This is a genomic window from Streptomyces sp. NPDC028419 (assembly GCF_055565515.1).
The window spans coordinates 310,877-330,431 of record NZ_JBVHUE010000001.1 but is presented as its reverse complement, the minus strand read 5'-3'; the positions used below and the strand labels follow the sequence as shown (position 1 = coordinate 330,431).

Sequence of the window (19,555 nt, the reverse complement as noted above, 5' to 3'; positions counted from 1 at the left end):
GCCATCAGCCCAGGAAGGACCGCAGGGAGGCCACCAGGGCGTTCACGAAGGCGTCACGGACGGGCTCCGGGAGCAGCTCCAGGGACAGGTAGGGGTTGAGGTCCTCCAGCTCGACCAGCAGGAGTTCGCCGGACGGGGCGAGGCAGGCGTCGACCCGCTGGATCCCGTGGGTCAGGGTGTTCCAGCCGATGAAGGTGCGGGCGAAGTCGAGGTCCGCGGGGCTCGGGTCGTAGGGCTCCAGGTCCCAGCGGCGGGCCGGGTCGGGCGCGTACAGGGCGTACTGGAAGGCGTCGTCGACGAAGTAGAAGGACACCTCGTGGACGAAGTCGATCCGGGGCTGGATCAGGAACGGGCCGGGGGCGCCCCCCGGGCTCGCCAGGTGCGCGAGGTGCGCGGCCGGGTCGGCGGTGAAGGCCAGGCCGATCGAGTCGGCGCCCTGGCGGGGCTTCACGGCGTACTCGGCCACCGGCGGCAGGAGGTGCAGGTCGGCGGGGTCGTCGACGGTGGGTATCACCGGATGGCCCGACCTGGTGAGGTCCAGCAGGTACTGCTTGCCGGCCATGTCGGCGCGGCCGGTGAGCGGGTTGTAGACCCGGGCCCCGGTGGCCAGGGCGTGGGCGCGGAAGGCGTCGTAGGCCTCCTGGTGGTGCAGGACGGGCCCGCTGTTGCGGACGATCACCGCGTCGAAGCCGGGCATCAGGGCCCGCGCGTCGAGCGGGTGGCACAGGGCCAGCGGGAACTCCTCGCGCAGCCGCGAGGTGAGGAGGACGTCCTCGTCGCCGTAGCGGCGGCCGCGCGCCGGGTAGGCCAGGTCGGTCACGTAGAGGAGAGGCATGGCGGCAACCTATCGCGGGCAGCGATGACGGCATGAAATACCTCGTTCGGGACAAAGTGCTGGCCATCGGCGACGACTACTGGGTCGAGGACGAGGCGGGCCGCCACGCCTACCTGGTCGACGGCAAGGCGCTGCGCGTCCGCGACACCCTGGAGCTGAAGGACCCGGACGGCCGGATCCTGATCACGCTGCGCGAGAAGATGTTCAGCTTCCGCGACGCGATGACCCTGGAGCGGGACGGCGAGCAGCTCGCCGTCATTCGCAAGAAGCGGCTCTCGCTGCTGCGCAACCACTATCGCGTGACCCTGTCCGAGGGGACCGTCCTCGACGTCAGCGGGCGGATCCTGGACCGCGAGTTCAAGGTCGAGTACGAGGGCGAGCTGCTGTCGCTGATCTCCCGCCAGTGGTACCGGGTCCGCGAGACGTACGCCGTGGACGTGATCCGGGAGGAGGCGGACGCGGCACTGCTGCTGGCGGTGGCGGTGTGCGTGATCAGGATGGCGGAGAAGGAGCGCGAGGAGCGGGCCGAGGACCGGGCGGACCGGGAAGAGCGGGAGGAGCGGGAGGAAGCACGGGACGACGAACGCCGCCGGGGCGGCGGCTGAGCACCGGCCGCGGGCCCCGCGGGGGCGCGACGGCCGGTGCGGGCGTCACCGCGTCAGGAGGTGGCCCAGGTGCCGCGGGCCGGGGGGCGGATGCCGAGCATCCGGTCCTTCAGGGCCGGGAACTGCTCCCGGGTCTGCGCCACCGTGGCCGGGTCCAGGTCCACGGTCAGCACCTCCTCGCCCGGGCCCGCCTCGGCGATCACCTCGCCCCACGGGTCCACCACCAGGCTGTGTCCCGCCTGCTCGACCCCGGCGTGCGTCCCGGCGGTGCAGCAGGCGAGGACGTACGCCTGGTCCTCGACGGCGCGCGCCCGGTTCAGCAGGGTCCAGTGCGCGCGGCGGCGCGCGGGCCAGCCCGCGGCCACCACCAGGGTCTGCGCGCCCGCGTCGACCAGCCCGCGGAAGAGCTCCGGGAAGCGCAGGTCGTAGCAGGTGGCGAGGCCGAGGACGGTCTGCGGCAGGGTGACCGTCGTCAGCGAGCCGCCCGCCGCCATCAGCACGGCCTCGCCCTGGTCGAAGCCGAAGCGGTGGATCTTGCGGTACGTGGCCGCCAGCTCGCCCTCGGGGGACAGCACGAGGGTGGTGTTGTAGAGGGAGCCGTCACCGGAGCGTTCCACGACCGAACCGGCGTGCAACCAGACCCCGGCGTCTCGCGCCGCCTTCGACATCACCTCGAAGGTGGGCCCGTCCAGCGGCTCCGCCTCCGTCTCGAACTGCTCGTAGGAGAAGGCGCCCACGCCCCACAGTTCCGGCAGCACCACCAGATCGGAGCCGCTCTGTTCGCGGACCAGGTCCGCCACCCGGGCACGTCGGGAAACCACCGACTCGCCCTCGTTCACCGCGATTTGGATCAGGGAGGCGCGCACACTACCACCGTTCTGGCATGGAAGCCGTCAACTCGGGGCCTACGATCGTCACACGAAAGCACTGCCGGGGTGCTCAACCGCAGCGTAACTTTGACAAGGCCGCCGCCCGCCAGTCCAACCGTCCACAACGCGCCACTGAACAGCACGCGAGGGGTCCCGTTGACCGTCCATCCCAGCCTTCAGCCCTATGTCGATGCGTGGACCCACTCCATCGAGGCGATATCCGAACTGGTCCTCCCCTTGGCGGAGGCCGAATGGAACCGGGCGACCCCCTGCCCCAACTGGTCGGTCCGTGACGTCGTGTCACACATCATCGGCATCGAGTGCGAGCAGCTCGGCGACCCCCGCCCCATCCACACCCTCCCCCGGGACCTCCTCCACGTGGTGGACGAGTTCACCCGGTACATGGAGGTCCAGGTGGACGTCCGGCGCCACCACACCGCCCCCGAGATGACCTCGGAGCTGGAGTACACCGTCATCCGGCGGATGCGGCAGCTGCGCAACGAGAAGCGGGACCCGGCCACCACGATGGTGCGCGGACCGCTGGGCGAGCAGGTGACCCTGGAGCTGGCGCTGCGGCTGCGGGCCTTCGACGTGTGGATCCACGAGCAGGACCTGCGGGCCGCGCTGGGCGTCCCGGGGAACTGGGACTCCCCCGGCGCCTTCGTGGCCCGGGACATGCTGCTGGCGGGGCTCCCGAAGGTCGTCGCGAAGCACGCGGGCGCCCCGGCGGGCTCGGCGGTGGTGCTGGACGTGCACGGGACCCTGGAGTTCATGCGGACGGTCCGGATCGACGCCGAGGGCCGCGGCACGATGGACAACGCGCCGTCCCTGGGCCCCGCGGTGACCCTGGCGATGGACTGGCAGACCTACGTCCGCCTCGCCGCGGGCCGCGGCCGCTGGCACACCCTGGCGGACCGCGTAAAGGTCGAAGGCGACCCCGACCTGGCAGAAGCGATCCTCTCCCACTTCGCAGTCACGCCATAAGGCCGACCAAATCCAGCCCCGCCGGCGATTGAGGCGCCGCCGGAGGCACCTCAAGCCGGCCCGGCGCTTGAGGGCACCGCCGGGCCGGCCCCCACCCGCGGCGGCCCGGCGGCCCCCTCCCGCTCCCTGCGCAAGGCCCGCCCCCGCAACCGCAGGATCTGCGAGACCCCCAACACCTCCAGCACGAAGACCGAGGAGAACGCGACCCGATAGTCGTCCCCGGTCGCGTCCAACAGCACCCCCACCGCCAGCAACGTCGTCATCGAGGCGATGAACCCGCCCATGTTCGTGATCCCGGACGCCGTCCCCTGCCGCGCCGGCGGATTCGCCGGCCGCGCGAAGTCGAAGCCGATCATCGACGCCGGCCCGCACGTCCCCAGCACCACGCACAGCGCGACCAGCAGCCACATCGGCGCCCGCTCCCCCGGGTACACCAGCACCGCACCCCACATCAGCGCCGTCACCCCCACCGTGCCGAGCGCCAGCGGAATCCGCGCGGCCTGCCGACGCCCCACCAACTGCCCGTAGAACAACCCGAAGCCCATGTTCGCGACGACGATCAGCGTCAGCAGCCCGCCCGCCCCGCCGCGCGACAGCCCCTGCGCCTCGACCAGGAACGGCATCCCCCACAGCAGCAGGAACACCATCGCCGGGAACTGCGTCGTGAAGTGCACCCACAGCCCGAGCCGGGTCCCGGGCTCGCGCCAGGATTCGGCGATCTGGCGCCGTACGTAGCCCCCTTCGCCCCGCGCCACCGGCGCCGGCGCGTGCCCCTCGGGGTGGTCGCGCAGGAACAGCAGCAGCGGCACCAGCACCACGAGCCCCGCCACCGCGCTGCCCGCGAAGGCCGGCACCCAGCCCACCCCGTGCAGTACGGGCGCCAGCACCAGCGTGGAGACGAGGTTGCCCGCCATGCCCACCAGCCCGGCCAGCTGCGCCATCAGCGGCGCCTGCCGGGCGGGGAACCAGCGGGTGCCCAGCCGCAGCACCGAGATGAAGGTCATGGCGTCGCCGCAGCCCAGCAGGGCGCGCGCGGCCAGCGCCGTCCCGTAGGACGGGGAGAGCGCGAAGCCGATCTGGCCGGCCGTGAAGAGCACCGCGCCGAGCGTGAGCACCTTCTTCGTGCCGAGCCGGTCCACCATCAGGCCGACGGGTATCTGCATCCCCGCGTAGACGAGCAGTTGGAGCAGCGAGAAGGTGGACAGGGCCGAGGCGCTCACGTGGAAGCGGTCGGCGGCGTCCAGGCCCGCGACGCCCAGGCTGGTGCGGAAGATGACGGCGACGAAGTAGACGGCGACGCCGATGGACCAGACGAAGACGGCCCGCCGGCCGCCCAGCGGGTCCTTCGGCGGGTGGGGCGCGGGCGCCACGGCGGCGGGAGCCGGCGCCGGGACGGGGACGGCGGCGGAGGGGGAGGCGGAGGGGGAGGCGCTCATCGCGCGTCACCCCGGACCAGGGCCGCGACCCGTCCGACGTGCCCGCGCACCGCCACGGCCGCGCCCTCGCCGTCCCCGGCGCGCAGCGCGTCCAGGATCTCCGTGTGCTCGGCGAGGGTCTTCGCGATCCGCTCGGGGTGCGCGTGCAGCAGCCGGGCGCCCATCCGCAGCTGCCGGTCGCGCAGCTGGTCGTAGAGCCGGGACAGGATCTGGTTGCCGGCGCTGCGGACGATCTCGGCGTGGAAGCAGCGGTCGGCGACGATCAGCGCGCTCAAGTCGCCGCTCGCGGCGTGCCGGCGCTGCTCGTCGATCAGCTCCGCGAGCCGCTCCAGCAGGGCGGGCGCCGCCGGTACGGCCCGCCGGACGGTGAACTCCTCGACGAGCAGCCGGGTCTCGACGACGTCGGCGATCTCCTGCGCGGAGACGGCCAGGACCAGCGCGCCCTTCTTCGGGTAGAGCTTGATCAGCCCTTCCGTCTCCAGGCGCAGCAGCGCCTCGCGCACGGGCGTGCGCGAGACCCCCACCGCGTCGGCGAGCTCGCCCTCGGTGAGCAGGGTCCCGCCTTCGTAGTGGCGGTCGAGCACGCCGTTCTTGACGTGCTGGTAGACGCGTTCGGCGGCCGTGGGCGCGAGGGTGGCGGATGGCATGCGCACAGCATAGATACAACACAGGTGCAAGTCGGCACCCGTCCGGGATGTGGACGCCGGCGGCTCAACCCGCCGCGGAAGGGGCGGCGGGCCCGACCTCGACCTCCAGCACGAACTCGTCGTACGGCGCCTCGTCGGGGTAGGGCGGCCGGATCTGGGCGAAGCGGATCCGGGCCCGCCCGCCGGGACACCGGCCGCGCACGACGTACGTCCGCTCCACCGGCGCGCCGGGCGCCACCGGCGCCGCTTCCCGCTCCGGCGGGCCGCCGGGCTCCGCACGGCCGCCGGGCGGCCCCTCGGCCACCTCCACCGCGTCCGCGTCCCCGCTCACCTGCCAGGTCCACACGTACCCGCGCGCCCCGCGCCCGGTGAGGCGCAGGACGTACGCCTCACCGACGCGGAGCGCCACCGTCCGTACCTCCACCGGGCCCCTCCGCTCACGTCACCGCACCTCAGGCGGGCCCGATCACCGGCCCCTCGTGCCATCCCGCGCCGTCGCGCCAGTAGTGCTGGAGCTGGCGGTCGGTGCGCAGGACGATGACCTCCAGATTGAACCCGAAGCTGCCCTGCAGCATCCCGGTGACCGCGAGCGCGTCGTGTCCGAAGACCGCACTGCGGTTCCAGGCCGCGCCCGCCGTGTTCCCCCGCCACCAGTGCTCGACCCGGCCGCCCGCCGCCACGCACAGCTCGTAGTTGCCGGCCGTGTCCTCGTCGACGGCTCCGTACTGGCCCTCGATCAGGCAGGGCGCGGAGGTGATCCCGGTGCCGAAGAGCTCGCCCGCGCGCCAGGCGAAGCCGTTCGGGTCGTCGCGCCACCACAGCTGCATGCGGCCGTCGGTACGGGTGGCCACCAGGTCGAGATGGCGGCCGCGGGTCTGGACCAGGGCGGGCCCGTAGTGGGCGATGCCCGAGGCGAAGCGGCCGCCGTCGTTCCAGGTCCAGGGCGAGCCGTTGATCCGCCACCAGTGGTTGAGGCGTCCGTCGGCGGTGCGCAGGACCACCTCGAAGTTGCCCGGCTTGCCGTAGTCGCTCTGGATGAACGCCGGCGTGCTGCCCGGCGCCGCGTCGGAGGGGCCGAAGATGCCCGCGTCGCGCCAGGTGCCGCCGGACTGGTCGTAGAACCAGTGGTGCAGCCGCCCGCCCGTGGTGACGTGCACCGATTCCAGGTTCCGGTTGTAGGTGGTGCTCGTGAAGGCGGGCAGCCCGGAGGCATCGCTGCCGAAGGCGGCGGCGCGGGCCCACGGGAAGGGTGCGTCGCCCTCCCGCCACCAGTGCTGGAGCCGCCCGCCGCCGGTCGTCGCGAGCATCTCGAAGTTGCGGTGCGCGCGTCCGTTGCCGCTCTCGAAGACGTTCCCGGTGTGCAGGCGGCGCTTGGTCCACGGGTCGACGTTGGTGCCGCGCAGCCCGCACTTGGCCCAGTAGTCGATCTTCACCTCGCCGTAGGCGATCCGCCCGTAGCCCCCCACGTGGTAGCCCGTGCCCCAGGAGTTCTTGAAGAGCCAGCACCCGGCCGCGTCGTCGTAGCCGACGATCAGCACGCAGTGGCCGCCCGCGTAGTGTTCGCTGGTGCGCCGGTAGACGCCGGAGCCGAGCCCGAAGAAGTCGTCGTAGACGTCGAAGCAGGCCGTCAGCGGGCCGACCGTGTCCAGCCAGACCTTCTGCTGCTCCACGTCGCCGAGCCGGACGTAGTCGGCGATCCGCACGGTCCGGCCGGACCGGTCCCAGCTGGGCGTGTAGTCCGCCCGCCAGGCATCGCGGCGGTCGGCGGGCACGGAGGCCGGCGGGGTCGTGTACGGATAGCAGTCCGGGTCGCAGATGCCCCCGTTGACCTTGATCCAGTCCAGCGCGGTCTCCGGGTTGCTGCCCTGACCGCAGCTGAACTTCAGGCCGTCGTGCACGTCCCCCTCGGAGCGCTCGGCCCACACCGCGTGCTCGATCCGCGCCATCGACTCGACCAGCCCGGTCGCGCCGAACGCCCAGCAGGAGCCGCACGGGTTCTGGTCCTTGACCTTGGTGATCCAGGGCCAGCCCCAGCGGTTGCGCCAGTCGACGGCGGCCGGCCGGGCCCCGACGACCGGCGGCTCCGTCCCCGGCAGCAGGCCGTGCGCCGCGCGGCGCCGGGTGAGGTCGCGGTTCGCGCTCTCGCGGCCGATGAGCGCCCGCAGGTCCACGGAGCCCGCCTCGGCGGCGGGCGTGAGGTTGGCCCCCGGCTCCAGACCCAGCGAGGGCCGCGGAACGGCCTGGTGGTCGGCGAGGTGCTCGCTCACCGTCCACGAGGCCCCGGCTCCGGCGAGTTGGGCGCGCAGCTCCCCGGCGAGCTGGACGCGGACGGTGCGGGGCGGGTCGGCCCCGTCGCTGCGGTCGTGCGGGTCGTTCTGGTCGTGCTGGTCGGACTGCTCCGGCATACCGGTCCCCCCAGATGCGTACGGATGCGAGGTCCCGGAGCGTCCATCCGGCGCGCACCGCCGTCAAGGGGGTCCGTGCGGTGGCACCGGGGCACGGGGGGAGCACCGGTGCGCGGAGCCCCCGCGGGGGCGGACCGCCCGTGCCCCGCCCCCACCACCGGGCATCGGGGCGGGGACGCGGGCGCGGTGCGGCTACTCGACGGGCAGCGCCGGGGCCGGTACGGGCAGCGCCGGCGCCGGGACGGGCAGGGCGGGGGCCGGTACCGGCAGCGGGGGAAGTCCGCCGCCGGTCAGGAGCGCCGCGACCAGGGCGGTCAGGGACGTCACCACGTCGGTGGACTTGGCCGTGGCGTCGGTCGAGCAGCCACAGGGGCCCGAGGCCTTGAGCAGCCCGTCGACGGACTTCTTGAGGTTCTCCACGGCGATGCCGACCAGGTCCACCGGGCCCGCCTTCGCCCCCGCGGCGACGGCCGCGACCGGAAGCTTCGGCGCGTCCACGGGGAGCTTCGGGGCATCGACGGGGAGCTTGGGCGCGTCCACCGGGAGCTTGGGCGCGTCGACGGGGAGCTTCGGCGCGTCCACCGGCGGCTTGGGGAGGTCCACCGGCGGCTTCGGGAGGTCGACCGGCGGCTTGGGGAGGTCCGCCGGGGGCTTCGGCAGCTTGGCGAGGGCGTCCTCGATCGCCTTCTTCAGCTTGTCCGCGTCCGCCTCGGGGATCTTCCCGTCGGGGGCCTTGAGCACGGCGGCGATCAGGTCGCTGACGGCCTTGAGGATCTCGCCGGTCACGCCGAGGGACGCGACCTGCTGTTGCAGCGCGTCCGTCCCCGGGATGGCCCGGGACGAGCCGGGGGCGATGGGCTTGTGCGCGTCCTGGGAGGCAGCCCCGGCGAGGCCGGGGGACGCGGCCAGCAGGGACACGCAGAGGACTGCGGGGACGGTGTAGCGGGTGAAACGGCGCAACGTTCTCTCCTGTCAGGCGCGATGACGGCATGGGACGTACCGCCGCGATCCACTCACGGACACCCCGTCAGATCCCGCAACTCGACGCCCTGCGGCCCACCCTGGGACACGCCGAGCAACTGGCGCACCCACCTCTGTGACCAGCGGCGATGACGTCACCCCCGGGGCGTGCTGCACCCTCGTGAACCGGTGCGGGCGCGCCGCCCGCGGGGATCCGGCTACGGAAGCCGCGGCCGGACCCGCGTCCACGCGTCCACGGCCGCGCCCAGCGGGTCGTCCGGCGCGAGGTGCGGCCGGACCAGCTCCAGCCACGGCAGCAGGTTCTTGATCCGGCGCAGGTGCAGGATGCGGGCCCTGGGCAGGTCGCGCCAGGAGCGGGCCTCGCCGGCCGCCGCCCCGGGGGTCAGGTCGATCAGCGCCAGCAGGTCCCGGCAGAGCTCCGCCGGGTCCCCACCGGGCCCGGGGCCGAACTGCTGGATGAGGTAGCCCCGTACGGCCGCCTCCTCGGCGGCGGCCACCAGCGCCGCCTCCCCCTCCCGGGCGGCCTTGCGCCGGGTCGCGGCCACCGCCACGCGGCCCCAGCGCAGCCGCACCCCGTCCGGCAGCCGGCCGTCCCGCGCCCGGCCCACGGCCAGCGCGCGCAGCTCCAGCGGCCTGGGCTCGTCCTCCAGCGGCGGATCGGTGGCCAGCCAGGCCTCCAGCTCGCCCAGGGCGTGCCCGTCGGGCGGCACCGAGGTCAGCACCTGGCCCCGGGTGAGCAGGGCGACCACGGCGCCGGTCAGGTGCACCTTCGCCACGTGGCCCGCGGCGAAGGAGTCCACGGGGCGCCCGTACCGCTCGATCCCGCGCAGCCCCAGCCTCGATTCCCCGGCCGCGTAGACCTGTCCGGCCCGCGCGACCCCGCCCACGCAGCGCACGACGCACACGCCACCGGACACGTCCGCCTCCTCCACGGAGTACACCTGCAACTCGGCGATCGACACCCCGGTCCCCCTTCCCCGGCGGCACGCTACCGCGCCGACGCCCGCCCGGCCCCGGCCTTGCGGACACCGCCCGCGCCGCCCCCGCCGGCCCCGGAGATCAGGGCCCGGACGGCTCCTCCAGCACCAGACGGATCTCCGTCACCCGGTAGCCGGCGCGGTCGAAGGCGGCCGCCATCGGCCGGTTCACGGAGTCCGTGGTGGCGGTGATCCGGTCGGCGCCCTCGGCCGCGTGGAAGCGGGTGATCTCGCCGAGGACCTCGTCGATCAGCCCCTGGCCACGCAGCTCCGGTACGACGCCGAGGTAGCCGACGTTGCGGTGGTAGGGGGTCCGTGAGGGGATCGCCATCCCCGCCGGGGTGCCGTCGGGCAGGTGCGCCAGGCGCCACCAGGACCGCTCGCCCGGGCAGTCGAGGTAGTAGGCCAGGTCGTCCCGGGCCAGGGCCTCGGCGTCCATCGCCCGCAGCTCGGTCTGGGTGTGCAGGTCCAGGCTGCCGCGGGACAGCCGGGCGAAGAAGTCGAGGAACTCCTCGTCCGTGCCCTCCCGGAAGACCAGCCGGCCCGTGGACTCCGCGGTCCCCGCCTCGGGCGTCCACTCGTAGCGCAGCCGCTCGACGGTGCTGGTCAGCCCCGCCCGGTGGCCGGCCTCCTCGCGCCAGGCGACCGCGCGGGCCAGCGCCGGGGTGGCCCGCCAGTCGTGCGGCAGCGACAGGTTGTACAGCGGCCGGGCGCCGAAGGCCTCGTGACCGGCCGCCAGGAGCCGCACGGCCAGCTCGGCCGGGTCGGACACCTCGGGCCGCACCTGGAGGCAGTCGAGCGCCAGCGGGTGCTCGCTGTCGGCGCGGCCCCACCACAGGGCGCGGGCCAGGATCCGGCCCTCCTCGTCCTCGGCGAACCAGGTCCACTCCGGCCGGAACCGGTGCGCGGCGAGCTCGTCCCGGACCCGCTCGGCGTCCAGGGCGGGGACGGGATCGGTCGGGCCGTCGGCCGGGTAGGCGACGGCCCGTTCGAGGTCGGCGGGGTCTGCGGCGGGGCGGAATCGAAGGCTCATCCGCCGATGATCACATTCCGTGCCCGGTGGGAAAAGAGAGTTCCCCCGCCGCCGTCAGCGCCAGGTACGGGCGTCGCGGACCGCACCGGCCTCCAGGTCCAGGCGGCCCTGGAAGTCGCCCGAGCGGGTGGCGATGACCAGCAGGGGCAGTCCGGCGGAGTCCCGGTAGGCGCTGTAGAACCCGAGCACCGCGTTCGGGTCGGACAACAGGTCCGCCGGGGGGCTCAGTCGGAGCAGTTCCGTGCCGTCGGCCCGGTAGACGACCGCGTTGTCCTTCGGCGTGAAGGGCCGGGTGTCCAGGGCTTCCACCACCAGCACCAGGGTCTCGCCGTCGTGCGTCCACGTCATGACCGACTGCGGCGGCGCGGCGTGCTGCTTCTCGACCGCGGCGCCGCCGTCGTGCCAACGGACCGTCTTCTCGCCGGCGGTCCAGTCGACGGTCATCTCGGGTTCCTGCGTCATTACTTGGGGATCTCCACGGGAGGGCCGACCGGGATCAGTCGGGCGCGGTCTTCGTAGTTCAGGATTTCCAGCTGGCTGACCCCGCCCGGCAGGTGGCCCAGTGTCGGGTCCGTCTGGGGGCCGATGATGCTCTCCTGGATCCGGATGGGGTCACCGGTGTCGGGGAACCGGTACCGCTGGAGCATCGAGACGTCGTCCTTCCAGTCGGTGCGGATGGCCAGTTGATCGCGAACGAACTGCTGGTTGGGGACGCCTTCGAACGTACCGAACCCGCCGGGGCTGGTGGCCGGCTGCCCCTTGGACAGCACCATGTTGAACTCCTCGCCCGGCCGTGCCAGTCGGGAGGTGATCGGCGTCCCGTACATGTTCGGGGGTTCGCGCTCGGCCTTGGGCAGGGCCAACTGCTCCTTGCCCGCCGCCGGGCAGCCGCTCAGGCCCAGCGGGTCGGCCCACACCAGGGGGTTGGTGACGTAGGCGACCGGGTTCGGCGACGGCGTCAGACCGAGCGGGTCGGAGGTCAGGTAGCGGGCCGTCTCCGGGTCGTAGGTCCGGAAGTGGTTGTGGTGGAGGCCCGTCTCCGGGTCGTAGTACTGGCCGGGGAAGCGCAACGGCGTGTAGGCGCTCGCATCGCGGTTCCAGCTCGTAGCGCCCCACACGGTGGAGCGGGTGCGCCAGGCGAGGGCCCCCTGCTCGTCGATCATCTCCGTCGGGGTGCCGACCAGGTCGGTGACGATGGCGAAGAACCGGCTGTCGATCTCCGGCTGCGGCATGTCGCGCGGGTCCCCCGGCGCGGCTACGGGCCGGATGGACTCGACTTGGGTGAGGGGATGCAGACCGGCGTGCGTCCAGCTGAGCGTGACCTCGTGCGGGCTGTCCCGCACGAGGGTGGTCTGCTCGGCCAGCGTGGTCCCGTCCCACGTGAAGAGGGTTTCCTCCGCGACCTCGGGTTCCGCGACGGGTGTTTCACGTGAAACACCGCCAACTGCCTTGGTGAGGATGCCTGTTTCACGTGAAACACCGACACCACCCGGGGCGGGTCCACGTGAAACACCGGCCGGGTCGAGCCGCTGCTTGGCGATGCGGCGGCCGAGCCCGTCGTACCGGTAGCGCCAGCGGGTCCCGTCCGGGGTGGTGACCTCGGTCAGCCGGTCGTCCGCGTCCCAGACGTAGTGCCAGGTGTCGGGCTTGCGGGAGAGCCGGGTGCGCTGCCGCAGGACCACACGGCCCTGGGCGTCGTGCTCGTAACGGATGCGGCCCGCCCGGGTGATCCGGGTACCGGTGTACTCGCGCTCACCCACGGCATCGGCGCCCGGGTGGGCCTGCGGCCAGTCGGCGGACGTCTGGTTGCCCGCCTCGTCGTAGGCGTAGCGCTCCGACCAGGAGGCGGCGTCCACAGCGGTGATCCGGGACGCGCTGTCCAGGGTGAAGCGGCGCGGACCGGTCGTCTCGTCGTCGATCTCCAGCAGGTTGCCGTCGGCCCGGTAGGCATAGCCGCGGCGTTGCAGGGTCCGCTGGTCCGAGCCGGTGATGTGCCGGGTGGTGAGCCTGCCCGCGGCATCGAAGGTGTGGTGCAGGGTCGCGCTCCGCCCGATGCGCCGGGTCAGTTCACGGCCCGCGGCGTCCCGCTCGAAGACCACCTCCCGTCCCGAGGCGTTCAGCCCCGTGCAGTGACCGGCCGCGTCGTAGGTCCAGTGGGTCCGCGCCCCGCTGGGCAGGGTCCGGGCCACGGGTCGGCTCAGCTCGTCGTAGGCGTAACGGACCGCCCGCCCGTCCACGCGTTCCTCGGCCAGGCGCCCGTGCCGGTCGCGGATGCGCACCAGTTGGGTGCCGTCGGACGAGGTCACCGCGGCGGGCAGGTCGAAGACGTCGTACTCGAAGGTGGCCGCACCCGTCGGGGAGGTCTTGCGGACGATCCGGCCGAGCACGTCCCGCTCGTAGGCGATCTCCTCGCCCGCCGCGTTCGTGCGGGAGGCCAGCCGTCCCGTCGGGTCATAGGCGTAGCTCAGGGTCCGGCCGTCGAAGTCCGTCTCCGAGGTCAGCCGGCCCGCCGCGTCGTAGGTGTACTCCCAGTTCAGGCCCTGGGGGTTGCGCACACCGGTCAGCCGCAGTCCCGCGTCGTAGGTGTAGGTGTGCCGCACCCCGTCGGGTCCGGTGCGGGCGGCGAGGAGATCGAAGTGGGTGTACTCGAACCGGGTCACCCCGCCCGAGGGATCGGTGAAGGCCGTGCAGTTGCCCTCGCCGTCGTAGACCCAACGGCGTTCCGCGCCGTCCGGGTCCACCCGGCGGGCGGGCTTGCCCTCGGTGGTCCACTCCATGAGCGTGACCCCGCCGAGCGGGTCGGTGACCCGGACCGGGCGGCCGAAGGCGTCCCGCTCGAAGCGGGTGACGGCGCCCAGCGGATCGGTGCTGGTGATCGGGAGGCCCGCCGCGTCACAGGTGGTGCGGGTGACCGCGCCCAGCGGGTTGGTGACCGCGGTGAGGTGGCCGCGCTCGTCGTAGGCGAAGGTCGTCACCGCGCCCGCCGAGGTGGTCAGCGAGGTGCGGTTGCCGCGCTCGTCGTAGCTCTGCCGGATCACCGTGCCGTCGGCGTTCGCCACCCGGACGGGCAGCCCGAGCCGGTCGTACTCGGTGGCCGCGCTGCGGCCGTCGGGGCGGACGGAGCGGATGATCCGGCCCGCCCCGTCGTACTCCTGGTGGGAGGTGGCGCCGAGGGCGTCCGTGCGGCTGGTCGGCCGCCCCTGCCGGTCGTAGGCGTACTGGGTGACGGCGCCGAGCGGGTCGATCTCGGCGACCACCCGTCGGTGCGCGTCGATCAGGTAGCGGCGGGTGTCCCCCGCCGCGGTGGTGACGCTGGTGATCCGGTGACCGGTGGTCGGGTCGACGGCGTCGTAGTCGATCGTGAGGGCGAGGTGTCCGCCGCTGCCGCCCTCGGCGACGCAGCGGTCCTGGTCGTCGTAGACGTAGTCGTAGCGGCTGTGGTTGGTGTCGGTCCAGGACGTGATCCGGCCGCGCTCGTCGTAGTCGAAACGCAGCGGCAGGCCCGAGGAGTTGGTCACGCCGGTGAGCTGACCGTCGGTGTAGTCGTAGGCGAGGATCCGCGGGCCACCGGTCAGGTGCAGGGCGGTGACCCGCCCGTCGGCCGTCTCCAGGTCCAGGTGGTAGCCACCGCTGTGGGCGATGCCCACCGGGCTGCCCTCGGCGTCGTACTCGAAGGTGATGGTGTTGCCGTTGCGGTCCGAGAGCTCCGCGATCGGGGCCCGACCGTCCGCACCGGCCTCCGCACCGGCCTCCGCGGCGGGCGCGGTGAAGCGGCGGACGTGGCCGGTCACCGGGTCGGTCAGCGTGTAGTCGCCGTCGGGGGTGCGCTCCAGGGGCCGGGGCGGGCCCGTCACGGGCAGCACCGGAACACCGGGGGCCGGGTGCGGGTACCCGATCAGGAGGCCGTCCTCGGCGACCAGGACGACGCCCTCGGCGTCGATCTCCAGGTGCTGGTCGACCGTGCTGCTCCACGAGGGCCCGAACCAGCGCCCCGCCGTGTAGCCGGACTCGGCCCGGCGCCCGAACACCAGGGGCAGGGCGCCCGGCAGCACCACATCGGTCTGCGGCAGGTACATCCTGCCGGTGGCGAGGTCCACCGGGTCCGTGCCGCCCGTGGTCCGCTCGCCGTCCGGCGTCTTGTGCAGGTCCGGACCGTCCCCGGTGAGGGCCTTGCGGCCGGGTCCGGTCGGGATGTCGTCGGCGAGCTTGGCGACCGTACCGGCCTTCTTCGCCAGCCCCAGGCCCTTGGTGCCGATCAGCTCCGGAAGGAGCTTGCCGATGCCCTCGGAGGGGTCCTTCATGAACTGGTCGAGCATCTGCTTGCCCGCGCCCATGGGGTCGTTGACGGCGGTGACCAGCCCGGCGACCGTCGAGTTCAGGCTGGTCACGTACTCGGCGGGATGCGTCAGGTTGTACGGGTCCGTCGGATTGACCGAGCGGACGAAGTTGAGCAGACCGGCCGTGCCCTTGATGACCCCGCCGGTGAGGTGCGTCTTGGCGATGTCGAGGTACTGCATCCCGTCGCCGAACTGTTCGCCGTACGAGGGCTTCTCCGGGGCCGCGTCCCGCGCCGCGCGGATCGCGATGCGGGCCGTCTCCGCCACCTCGTTGCGCTGCTTGCGGGCCCCGTCGAGCTTGTCCTGGGCCGCGTGGGCGAGTGCGGTGCCCGGGTCGGTGAAGCCGCCCGGCTTGGGCGGCAGGGTGTCCTTCTTCGCGTCGATGGCGTCGTTGTAGGCGTCGACCTGTTTGTTGTAGGCGTTGCGGGCGTCCGTCGAGGCCTTCTTGGCCGCTTCGTAGTCGGCCAACGCCTCCTTGGCCTGCCCCTGTGCCCACTCCACCGTCTCGGCGAAGCCCCCCACGGCGACGGCGGCCTTGCCGAAGGCCTCGGCCGCCTTGAACCAGCGGGGCGGTTCCTTCGCGACCGATTCGCGGAAGGCGTCCGCCGTCTTGCCCTTCAGGCCGTCCGCGTCCATCCCCTTGAGCCCGCTGCCGACCTTGTCGAAGGCCGCTTTGAAGTCCTGGAGGTGCGCGGCCTGGGCCCGGATCTTGGAGACGCTGCCGTAGACCAGCTTGTGCGGGTCGTCGGTCTGACCGAGTTCCAGCTCGGCGACGTCCGCGCCCAGCTGGTTGGCGGCGGAGCGGCTCTTGTCCCGGATCCAGTCGCCCGCGTCCTCCAGCCCCACCTTGTCGGCCAGTCCGGCGACCTTGTCGCCGGTCCATTCGATGGCGTCACCGACGTCTTCGACGCGGTCCTCGACCCAGTCCTCGACGGGGTCCGGAATGAAGTCGCCGAGCCCCATCTACTTGCCGTCCCCGCTGCCGGTGGCCTGGTCGACCATGTCTTTCAACGAACCGATCTTTCCGCTGGTCATCAGCTTGTCGCCGGTCTGCGACCAGGTGTCCTTGATGTCCTGGCCGCTCTTCGCGAACGACTCGGGGCTGTAGTCGGGCTTGTAGACGTCCGCCCGGAAGATGTCGCCCCAGCCCTTCTCCTCGATCTCGTCCTCGCTCGCGTGCGGGTTCCCGTACGCCGAGTTGGCCGCGACCTTGAAGGCGCCCTGGATGTAGTGGTCTTCCTCCCACAGCGTCCCCGCGGAGATGCCCAGCGCCTGCGCGAGGGTGCTCGCGTCCTGGACGAGGGAGCGCACGCCCCACTCCCAGCGTTCGCAGAAGTCCTCGAAGTCCGTGGCCAGGCCGGCGTGACCGGCTTCCATCCCGGTCATCGACAGCGAGCTGAACCCGGCCCCCATCGAGGCCCCGCCCGCGTCGGCACCGGACTCCCGCAGCTCGCCCACCGCCGCCCGCAGACCGTCCTGGACACTCTTCACGGCCTCCGGCGCGACCGCCAGGTCCTGGTCGCCGCTCATGCCGTCACCGCCACGGCGTCCGGGACGATGCCCACGACCGGCGGGAAGAGCATCGCGCCCGCCCCGTCCGCGACGTTGACGGCGATGCCGGTCGGGCCCTCGGCCCCGGGAACGACCGTGTCGGCCAGCCGGGCGCCGAGCACCGCGAGGTACTCCCACTCCTGGTCCCCGGCGCCGCGCGCGAGCGCGAAGCGCGCCAGGGCGGCCTCGTCCGTGAAGGCGTAGATCCAGCGGACCCCGCCCTGCTCGCCCGACATCAGGGCGCCGTCGGCGAGCGGAGCGAGCAGGAGCGCGCGCCGGAATTCGCCGAGCAAACGCTGCGGATGTCCGGATCCGCCCCTCAGGTCGGAAATCTCCTCGGTCAGTCCCATGTCCTGTGCCCCGTTCCCGGAGGTGCTGGGTCGGCCCCCGATTCGCACACGTTACTCAGCACCGAGGGCCGGCCACCCCTGGGGGTGACCGGCCCTCGCTGATGCGGCGAACGGTCGCTCAGGACCAGGTGACCAGCCGCTTCGGGTGCTCCAGGACCGCCGCGATGTCCGCGAGGAAGCGGGAGCCCAGCTCGCCGTCGATCAGCCGGTGGTCGAAGGACAGGGCCAGGGTGGTGACCTGACGCGCCTTCACCTTGCCCTTGTGGACCCACGGCTGGAGCTTGATCGCACCGACCGCGAGGATCGCGGACTCGCCGGGGTTCAGGATGGGCGTACCGGTGTCGACGCCGAAGACGCCGACGTTGGTGATGGTGAGGGTGCCGCCCTGCATGTCCGCGGGGGAGGTCTTGCCCTCACGGGCGGTCGCCACCAGGTCGGACAGGCCCTGCGACAGCTCCGCCAGGGTCTTGGCGTGCGCGTCCTTGATGTTCGGCACGATCAGACCGCGCGGGGTGGCCGCCGCGATGCCCAGGTTCACGTAGTGCTTGAGCACGATCTCCTGGGCCGCCTCGTCCCAGGACGCGTTGACGTCCGGGTTGCGGCGGACGGCGATGAGCACGGCCTTGGCGACGAGCAGCAGCGGGTTGATCCGCAGCCCCGCCATGTCCGGGTCGTCCTTCAGCTCCTGGACGAGCTTCATCGTGCGCGTCACGTCGAGCGTGACGAACTCGGTGACGTGCGGGGCGGTGAAGGCGGAGCTGACCATGGCCTGGGCCGTGACCTTGCGGACGCCCTTGACCGGGATGCGGGTCTCCCGCGCGTCCGGTGCCGACACGGCCGCGGCGGCCGGTGCGGCCTGGGCCGCGGGGGCGACGACGGTCGTGGCCGGCGCGGCCGGCTGCGGAGCCAGCGCGGCGGAGGCCGCCGCGTGCACGTCCTCGCGGGTCACGACGCCACCGTCACCGGTGGGCACGATCGCCGCCAGGTCGATGCCGAGGTCCTTGGCGAGCTTGCGGACGGGCGGCTTGGCCAGCGGACGCCCGGCGCCCTGCTGCCCGTGGCCGCCGTAGCCGTTGCTGCCGGATCCGTTCGAGACCGCGACCACCGGAGCCGCCGGAGCGGGTACGGCGGGGGCGGGCGCGGCCGCTGCCACGGCCTCCGGCGCGGCCTTGCGCGGGCGGCGCTTGGTGGAGGCGGTGGAGACGCCGTAGCCGACGAGGACGGGCTGGCGCGCGGCCGGCGCGGCCTCCTCCGCCCCCGCGGGAGCCGCCTCGGCCGCGGCGGCGACCGGGGCCGGTTCCGCGTCGTCGGCTCCGGTCCGCACCGAGATGATCACCTGGCCGACGTCGACCGTGGTGCCCTCGGCGAAGCGCAGCTCGTGGACCACGCCGTCGAAGGGGATCGGCAGCTCGACGGCCGCCTTCGCGGTCTCGACCTCGCAGACCACCTGGCCGTCCGTGACCGTGTCCCCGGGCTGCACGAACCACTTGAGGATCTCGGCCTCGGTGAGGCCTTCGCCCACGTCGGGCATCTTGAATTCGCTGATCGTCACGAAAATCTCCTCAGTACGCCAGCGAGCGGTCGACGGCGTCGAGCACCCGGTCCAGGCCGGGCAGGTACTCGTCCTCCAGGCGGGCCGGCGGGTACGGCGCGTGGAAGCCGCCGACGCGCAGGACGGGCGCCTCCAGGTGGTAGAAGCACCGCTCCGTGATCCGCGCGGCGATCTCCGAGCCGACGCCCAGGAACACCGGGGCCTCGTGCACGATGACCAGCCGGCGGGTCTTCTCCGCCGAGGCCTGGATGCCGTCGAAGTCCACCGGGGACATGGACCGCAGGTCGAGGACCTCGACCGACTTGCCCTCCTCGGCGGCGGCCGCGGCGGCCTCCAGACACACCTTGACCATGGGCCCGTAGGCGGCCAGGGTCACGTCCGACCCCTCCCGCGCGACCCGCGCCTTGTGCAGTTCGCCGGGGATCGCCTCGACGTCGACCTCGCCCTTGTCCCAGTAACGGCGCTTCGGCTCGAAGAAGATCACCGGGTCGTCGCTCTGGATGGCCTGCTGGAGCATCCAGTAGGCGTCCGCCGCGTTCGACGGCGAGACCACCTTGAGGCCCGGCACGTGCGCGAACAGCGTCTCGGGGGACTCGGAGTGGTGCTCGACCGCGCCGATGCCGCCCGCGTACGGGATGCGGATCACGACGGGCATCTTGATCTTGCCCAGCGAGCGCGCGTGCATCTTCGCCAGCTGGGTGACGATCTGGTCGTAGGCGGGGAAGACGAAACCGTCGAACTGGATCTCCACCACGGGCCGGTAGCCGCGCAGCGCGAGACCGATCGCGGTGCCGACGATGCCCGACTCGGCGAGCGGGGTGTCGATGACCCGCTCCTCGCCGAAGTCCTTCTGCAGGCCCTCGGTGATCCGGAAGACACCGCCCAGCTTGCCGACGTCCTCGCCCATGATGAGGACCTTGGGGTCGCTCTCCAGGGCCTTGCGCAACGAGTCGTTGAGCGCCTTGGCGATGGTCAGTTTCTGTACCGGCATGG

General features: G+C 72.9%; 17 protein-coding genes. 2 read left to right on the top strand and 15 right to left on the bottom strand.

Annotation, left to right across the window (positions count from 1 at the left end; genetic code table 11):
- Positions 1-4: 4 nt before the first annotated feature.
- Complete coding sequence (locus tag ACZ4UB_RS01580) at positions 5-835, bottom strand: ATP-grasp domain-containing protein (RefSeq protein WP_468067526.1); 831 nt, start codon at positions 833-835, stop codon at positions 5-7.
- 32 nt (positions 836-867) lie between these two features.
- Between ACZ4UB_RS01580 and ACZ4UB_RS01575 the strand changes: the two genes are divergently transcribed.
- Positions 868-1,440, top strand: a complete 573-nt coding sequence (locus ACZ4UB_RS01575; RefSeq protein WP_354378754.1) for an LURP-one-related/scramblase family protein — start codon at positions 868-870, stop codon at positions 1,438-1,440.
- A gap of 53 nt (positions 1,441-1,493) precedes the next feature.
- Here ACZ4UB_RS01575 and ACZ4UB_RS01570 read toward each other — a convergent pair whose 3' ends face one another.
- Positions 1,494-2,306: a carbon-nitrogen family hydrolase gene (locus ACZ4UB_RS01570; protein ID WP_468067525.1), complete on the bottom strand. Its 813-nt coding sequence runs from the start codon at positions 2,304-2,306 to the stop codon at positions 1,494-1,496.
- A 159-nt stretch (positions 2,307-2,465) separates the two neighbouring features.
- Between ACZ4UB_RS01570 and ACZ4UB_RS01565 the strand changes: the two genes are divergently transcribed.
- Positions 2,466-3,293: a maleylpyruvate isomerase family mycothiol-dependent enzyme gene (locus ACZ4UB_RS01565; RefSeq protein WP_354378756.1), complete on the top strand. Its 828-nt coding sequence runs from the start codon at positions 2,466-2,468 to the stop codon at positions 3,291-3,293.
- A gap of 50 nt (positions 3,294-3,343) precedes the next feature.
- Here ACZ4UB_RS01565 and ACZ4UB_RS01560 read toward each other — a convergent pair whose 3' ends face one another.
- The 13 genes from ACZ4UB_RS01560 to ACZ4UB_RS01500 all read right to left on the bottom strand — a co-directional run bounded on the left by ACZ4UB_RS01560 (position 3,344) and on the right by ACZ4UB_RS01500 (position 19,553).
- Positions 3,344-4,729 (bottom strand): MFS transporter, encoded by a 1,386-nt coding sequence (locus tag ACZ4UB_RS01560; protein ID WP_468067524.1) that lies wholly within the window; start codon positions 4,727-4,729, stop codon positions 3,344-3,346.
- Positions 4,726-5,376: a GntR family transcriptional regulator gene (locus ACZ4UB_RS01555; RefSeq protein WP_468067523.1), complete on the bottom strand. Its 651-nt coding sequence runs from the start codon at positions 5,374-5,376 to the stop codon at positions 4,726-4,728. Before ACZ4UB_RS01555 ends, ACZ4UB_RS01560 begins: the two co-directional genes overlap by 4 nt.
- A gap of 64 nt (positions 5,377-5,440) precedes the next feature.
- Positions 5,441-5,800: a hypothetical protein gene (locus ACZ4UB_RS01550; protein WP_468067522.1), complete on the bottom strand. Its 360-nt coding sequence runs from the start codon at positions 5,798-5,800 to the stop codon at positions 5,441-5,443.
- A gap of 28 nt (positions 5,801-5,828) precedes the next feature.
- Entirely contained in the window at positions 5,829-7,781 is a 1,953-nt protein-coding gene (locus tag ACZ4UB_RS01545; protein ID WP_468067520.1) for a C1 family peptidase, read from the bottom strand.
- 192 nt (positions 7,782-7,973) lie between these two features.
- Positions 7,974-8,741, bottom strand: coding sequence for a hypothetical protein (locus ACZ4UB_RS01540; protein ID WP_468067519.1), 768 nt, complete (start codon positions 8,739-8,741; stop codon positions 7,974-7,976).
- 218 nt (positions 8,742-8,959) lie between these two features.
- Entirely contained in the window at positions 8,960-9,724 is a 765-nt protein-coding gene (locus ACZ4UB_RS01535) for a hypothetical protein (RefSeq protein WP_468067518.1), read from the bottom strand.
- Positions 9,725-9,821: 97 nt separating this feature from the next.
- Positions 9,822-10,772, bottom strand: coding sequence for a GNAT family N-acetyltransferase (locus ACZ4UB_RS01530; RefSeq protein WP_468067517.1), 951 nt, complete (start codon positions 10,770-10,772; stop codon positions 9,822-9,824).
- Between the two features lie 54 nt (positions 10,773-10,826).
- Entirely contained in the window at positions 10,827-11,234 is a 408-nt protein-coding gene (locus ACZ4UB_RS01525; protein WP_468067516.1) for a hypothetical protein, read from the bottom strand.
- On the bottom strand, positions 11,234-16,072 hold the full coding sequence (locus ACZ4UB_RS01520) for a putative T7SS-secreted protein (protein ID WP_468067515.1): 4,839 nt from the start codon (positions 16,070-16,072) through the stop codon (positions 11,234-11,236). Before ACZ4UB_RS01520 ends, ACZ4UB_RS01525 begins: the two co-directional genes overlap by 1 nt.
- Positions 16,073-16,639 carry a hypothetical protein gene (locus tag ACZ4UB_RS01515; RefSeq protein ID WP_468067513.1) on the bottom strand — a complete coding sequence of 189 codons (567 nt, stop codon included), beginning with the start codon at positions 16,637-16,639 and terminating at the stop codon, positions 16,073-16,075.
- The gene (locus tag ACZ4UB_RS01510; protein WP_354378766.1) at positions 16,636-17,010 is read right to left on the bottom strand and encodes an SseB family protein; all 375 of its coding nucleotides are present in this window, start codon (positions 17,008-17,010) and stop codon (positions 16,636-16,638) included. The genes ACZ4UB_RS01515 and ACZ4UB_RS01510 overlap by 4 nt, the downstream gene beginning before the upstream one ends.
- Before the next feature lie 118 nt (positions 17,011-17,128).
- Positions 17,129-18,541 carry a dihydrolipoamide acetyltransferase family protein gene (locus ACZ4UB_RS01505; protein ID WP_468067727.1) on the bottom strand — a complete coding sequence of 471 codons (1,413 nt, stop codon included), beginning with the start codon at positions 18,539-18,541 and terminating at the stop codon, positions 17,129-17,131.
- A gap of 31 nt (positions 18,542-18,572) precedes the next feature.
- Positions 18,573-19,553 (bottom strand): alpha-ketoacid dehydrogenase subunit beta, encoded by a 981-nt coding sequence (locus ACZ4UB_RS01500; protein WP_354378767.1) that lies wholly within the window; start codon positions 19,551-19,553, stop codon positions 18,573-18,575.
- Positions 19,554-19,555 lie beyond the last annotated feature (2 nt).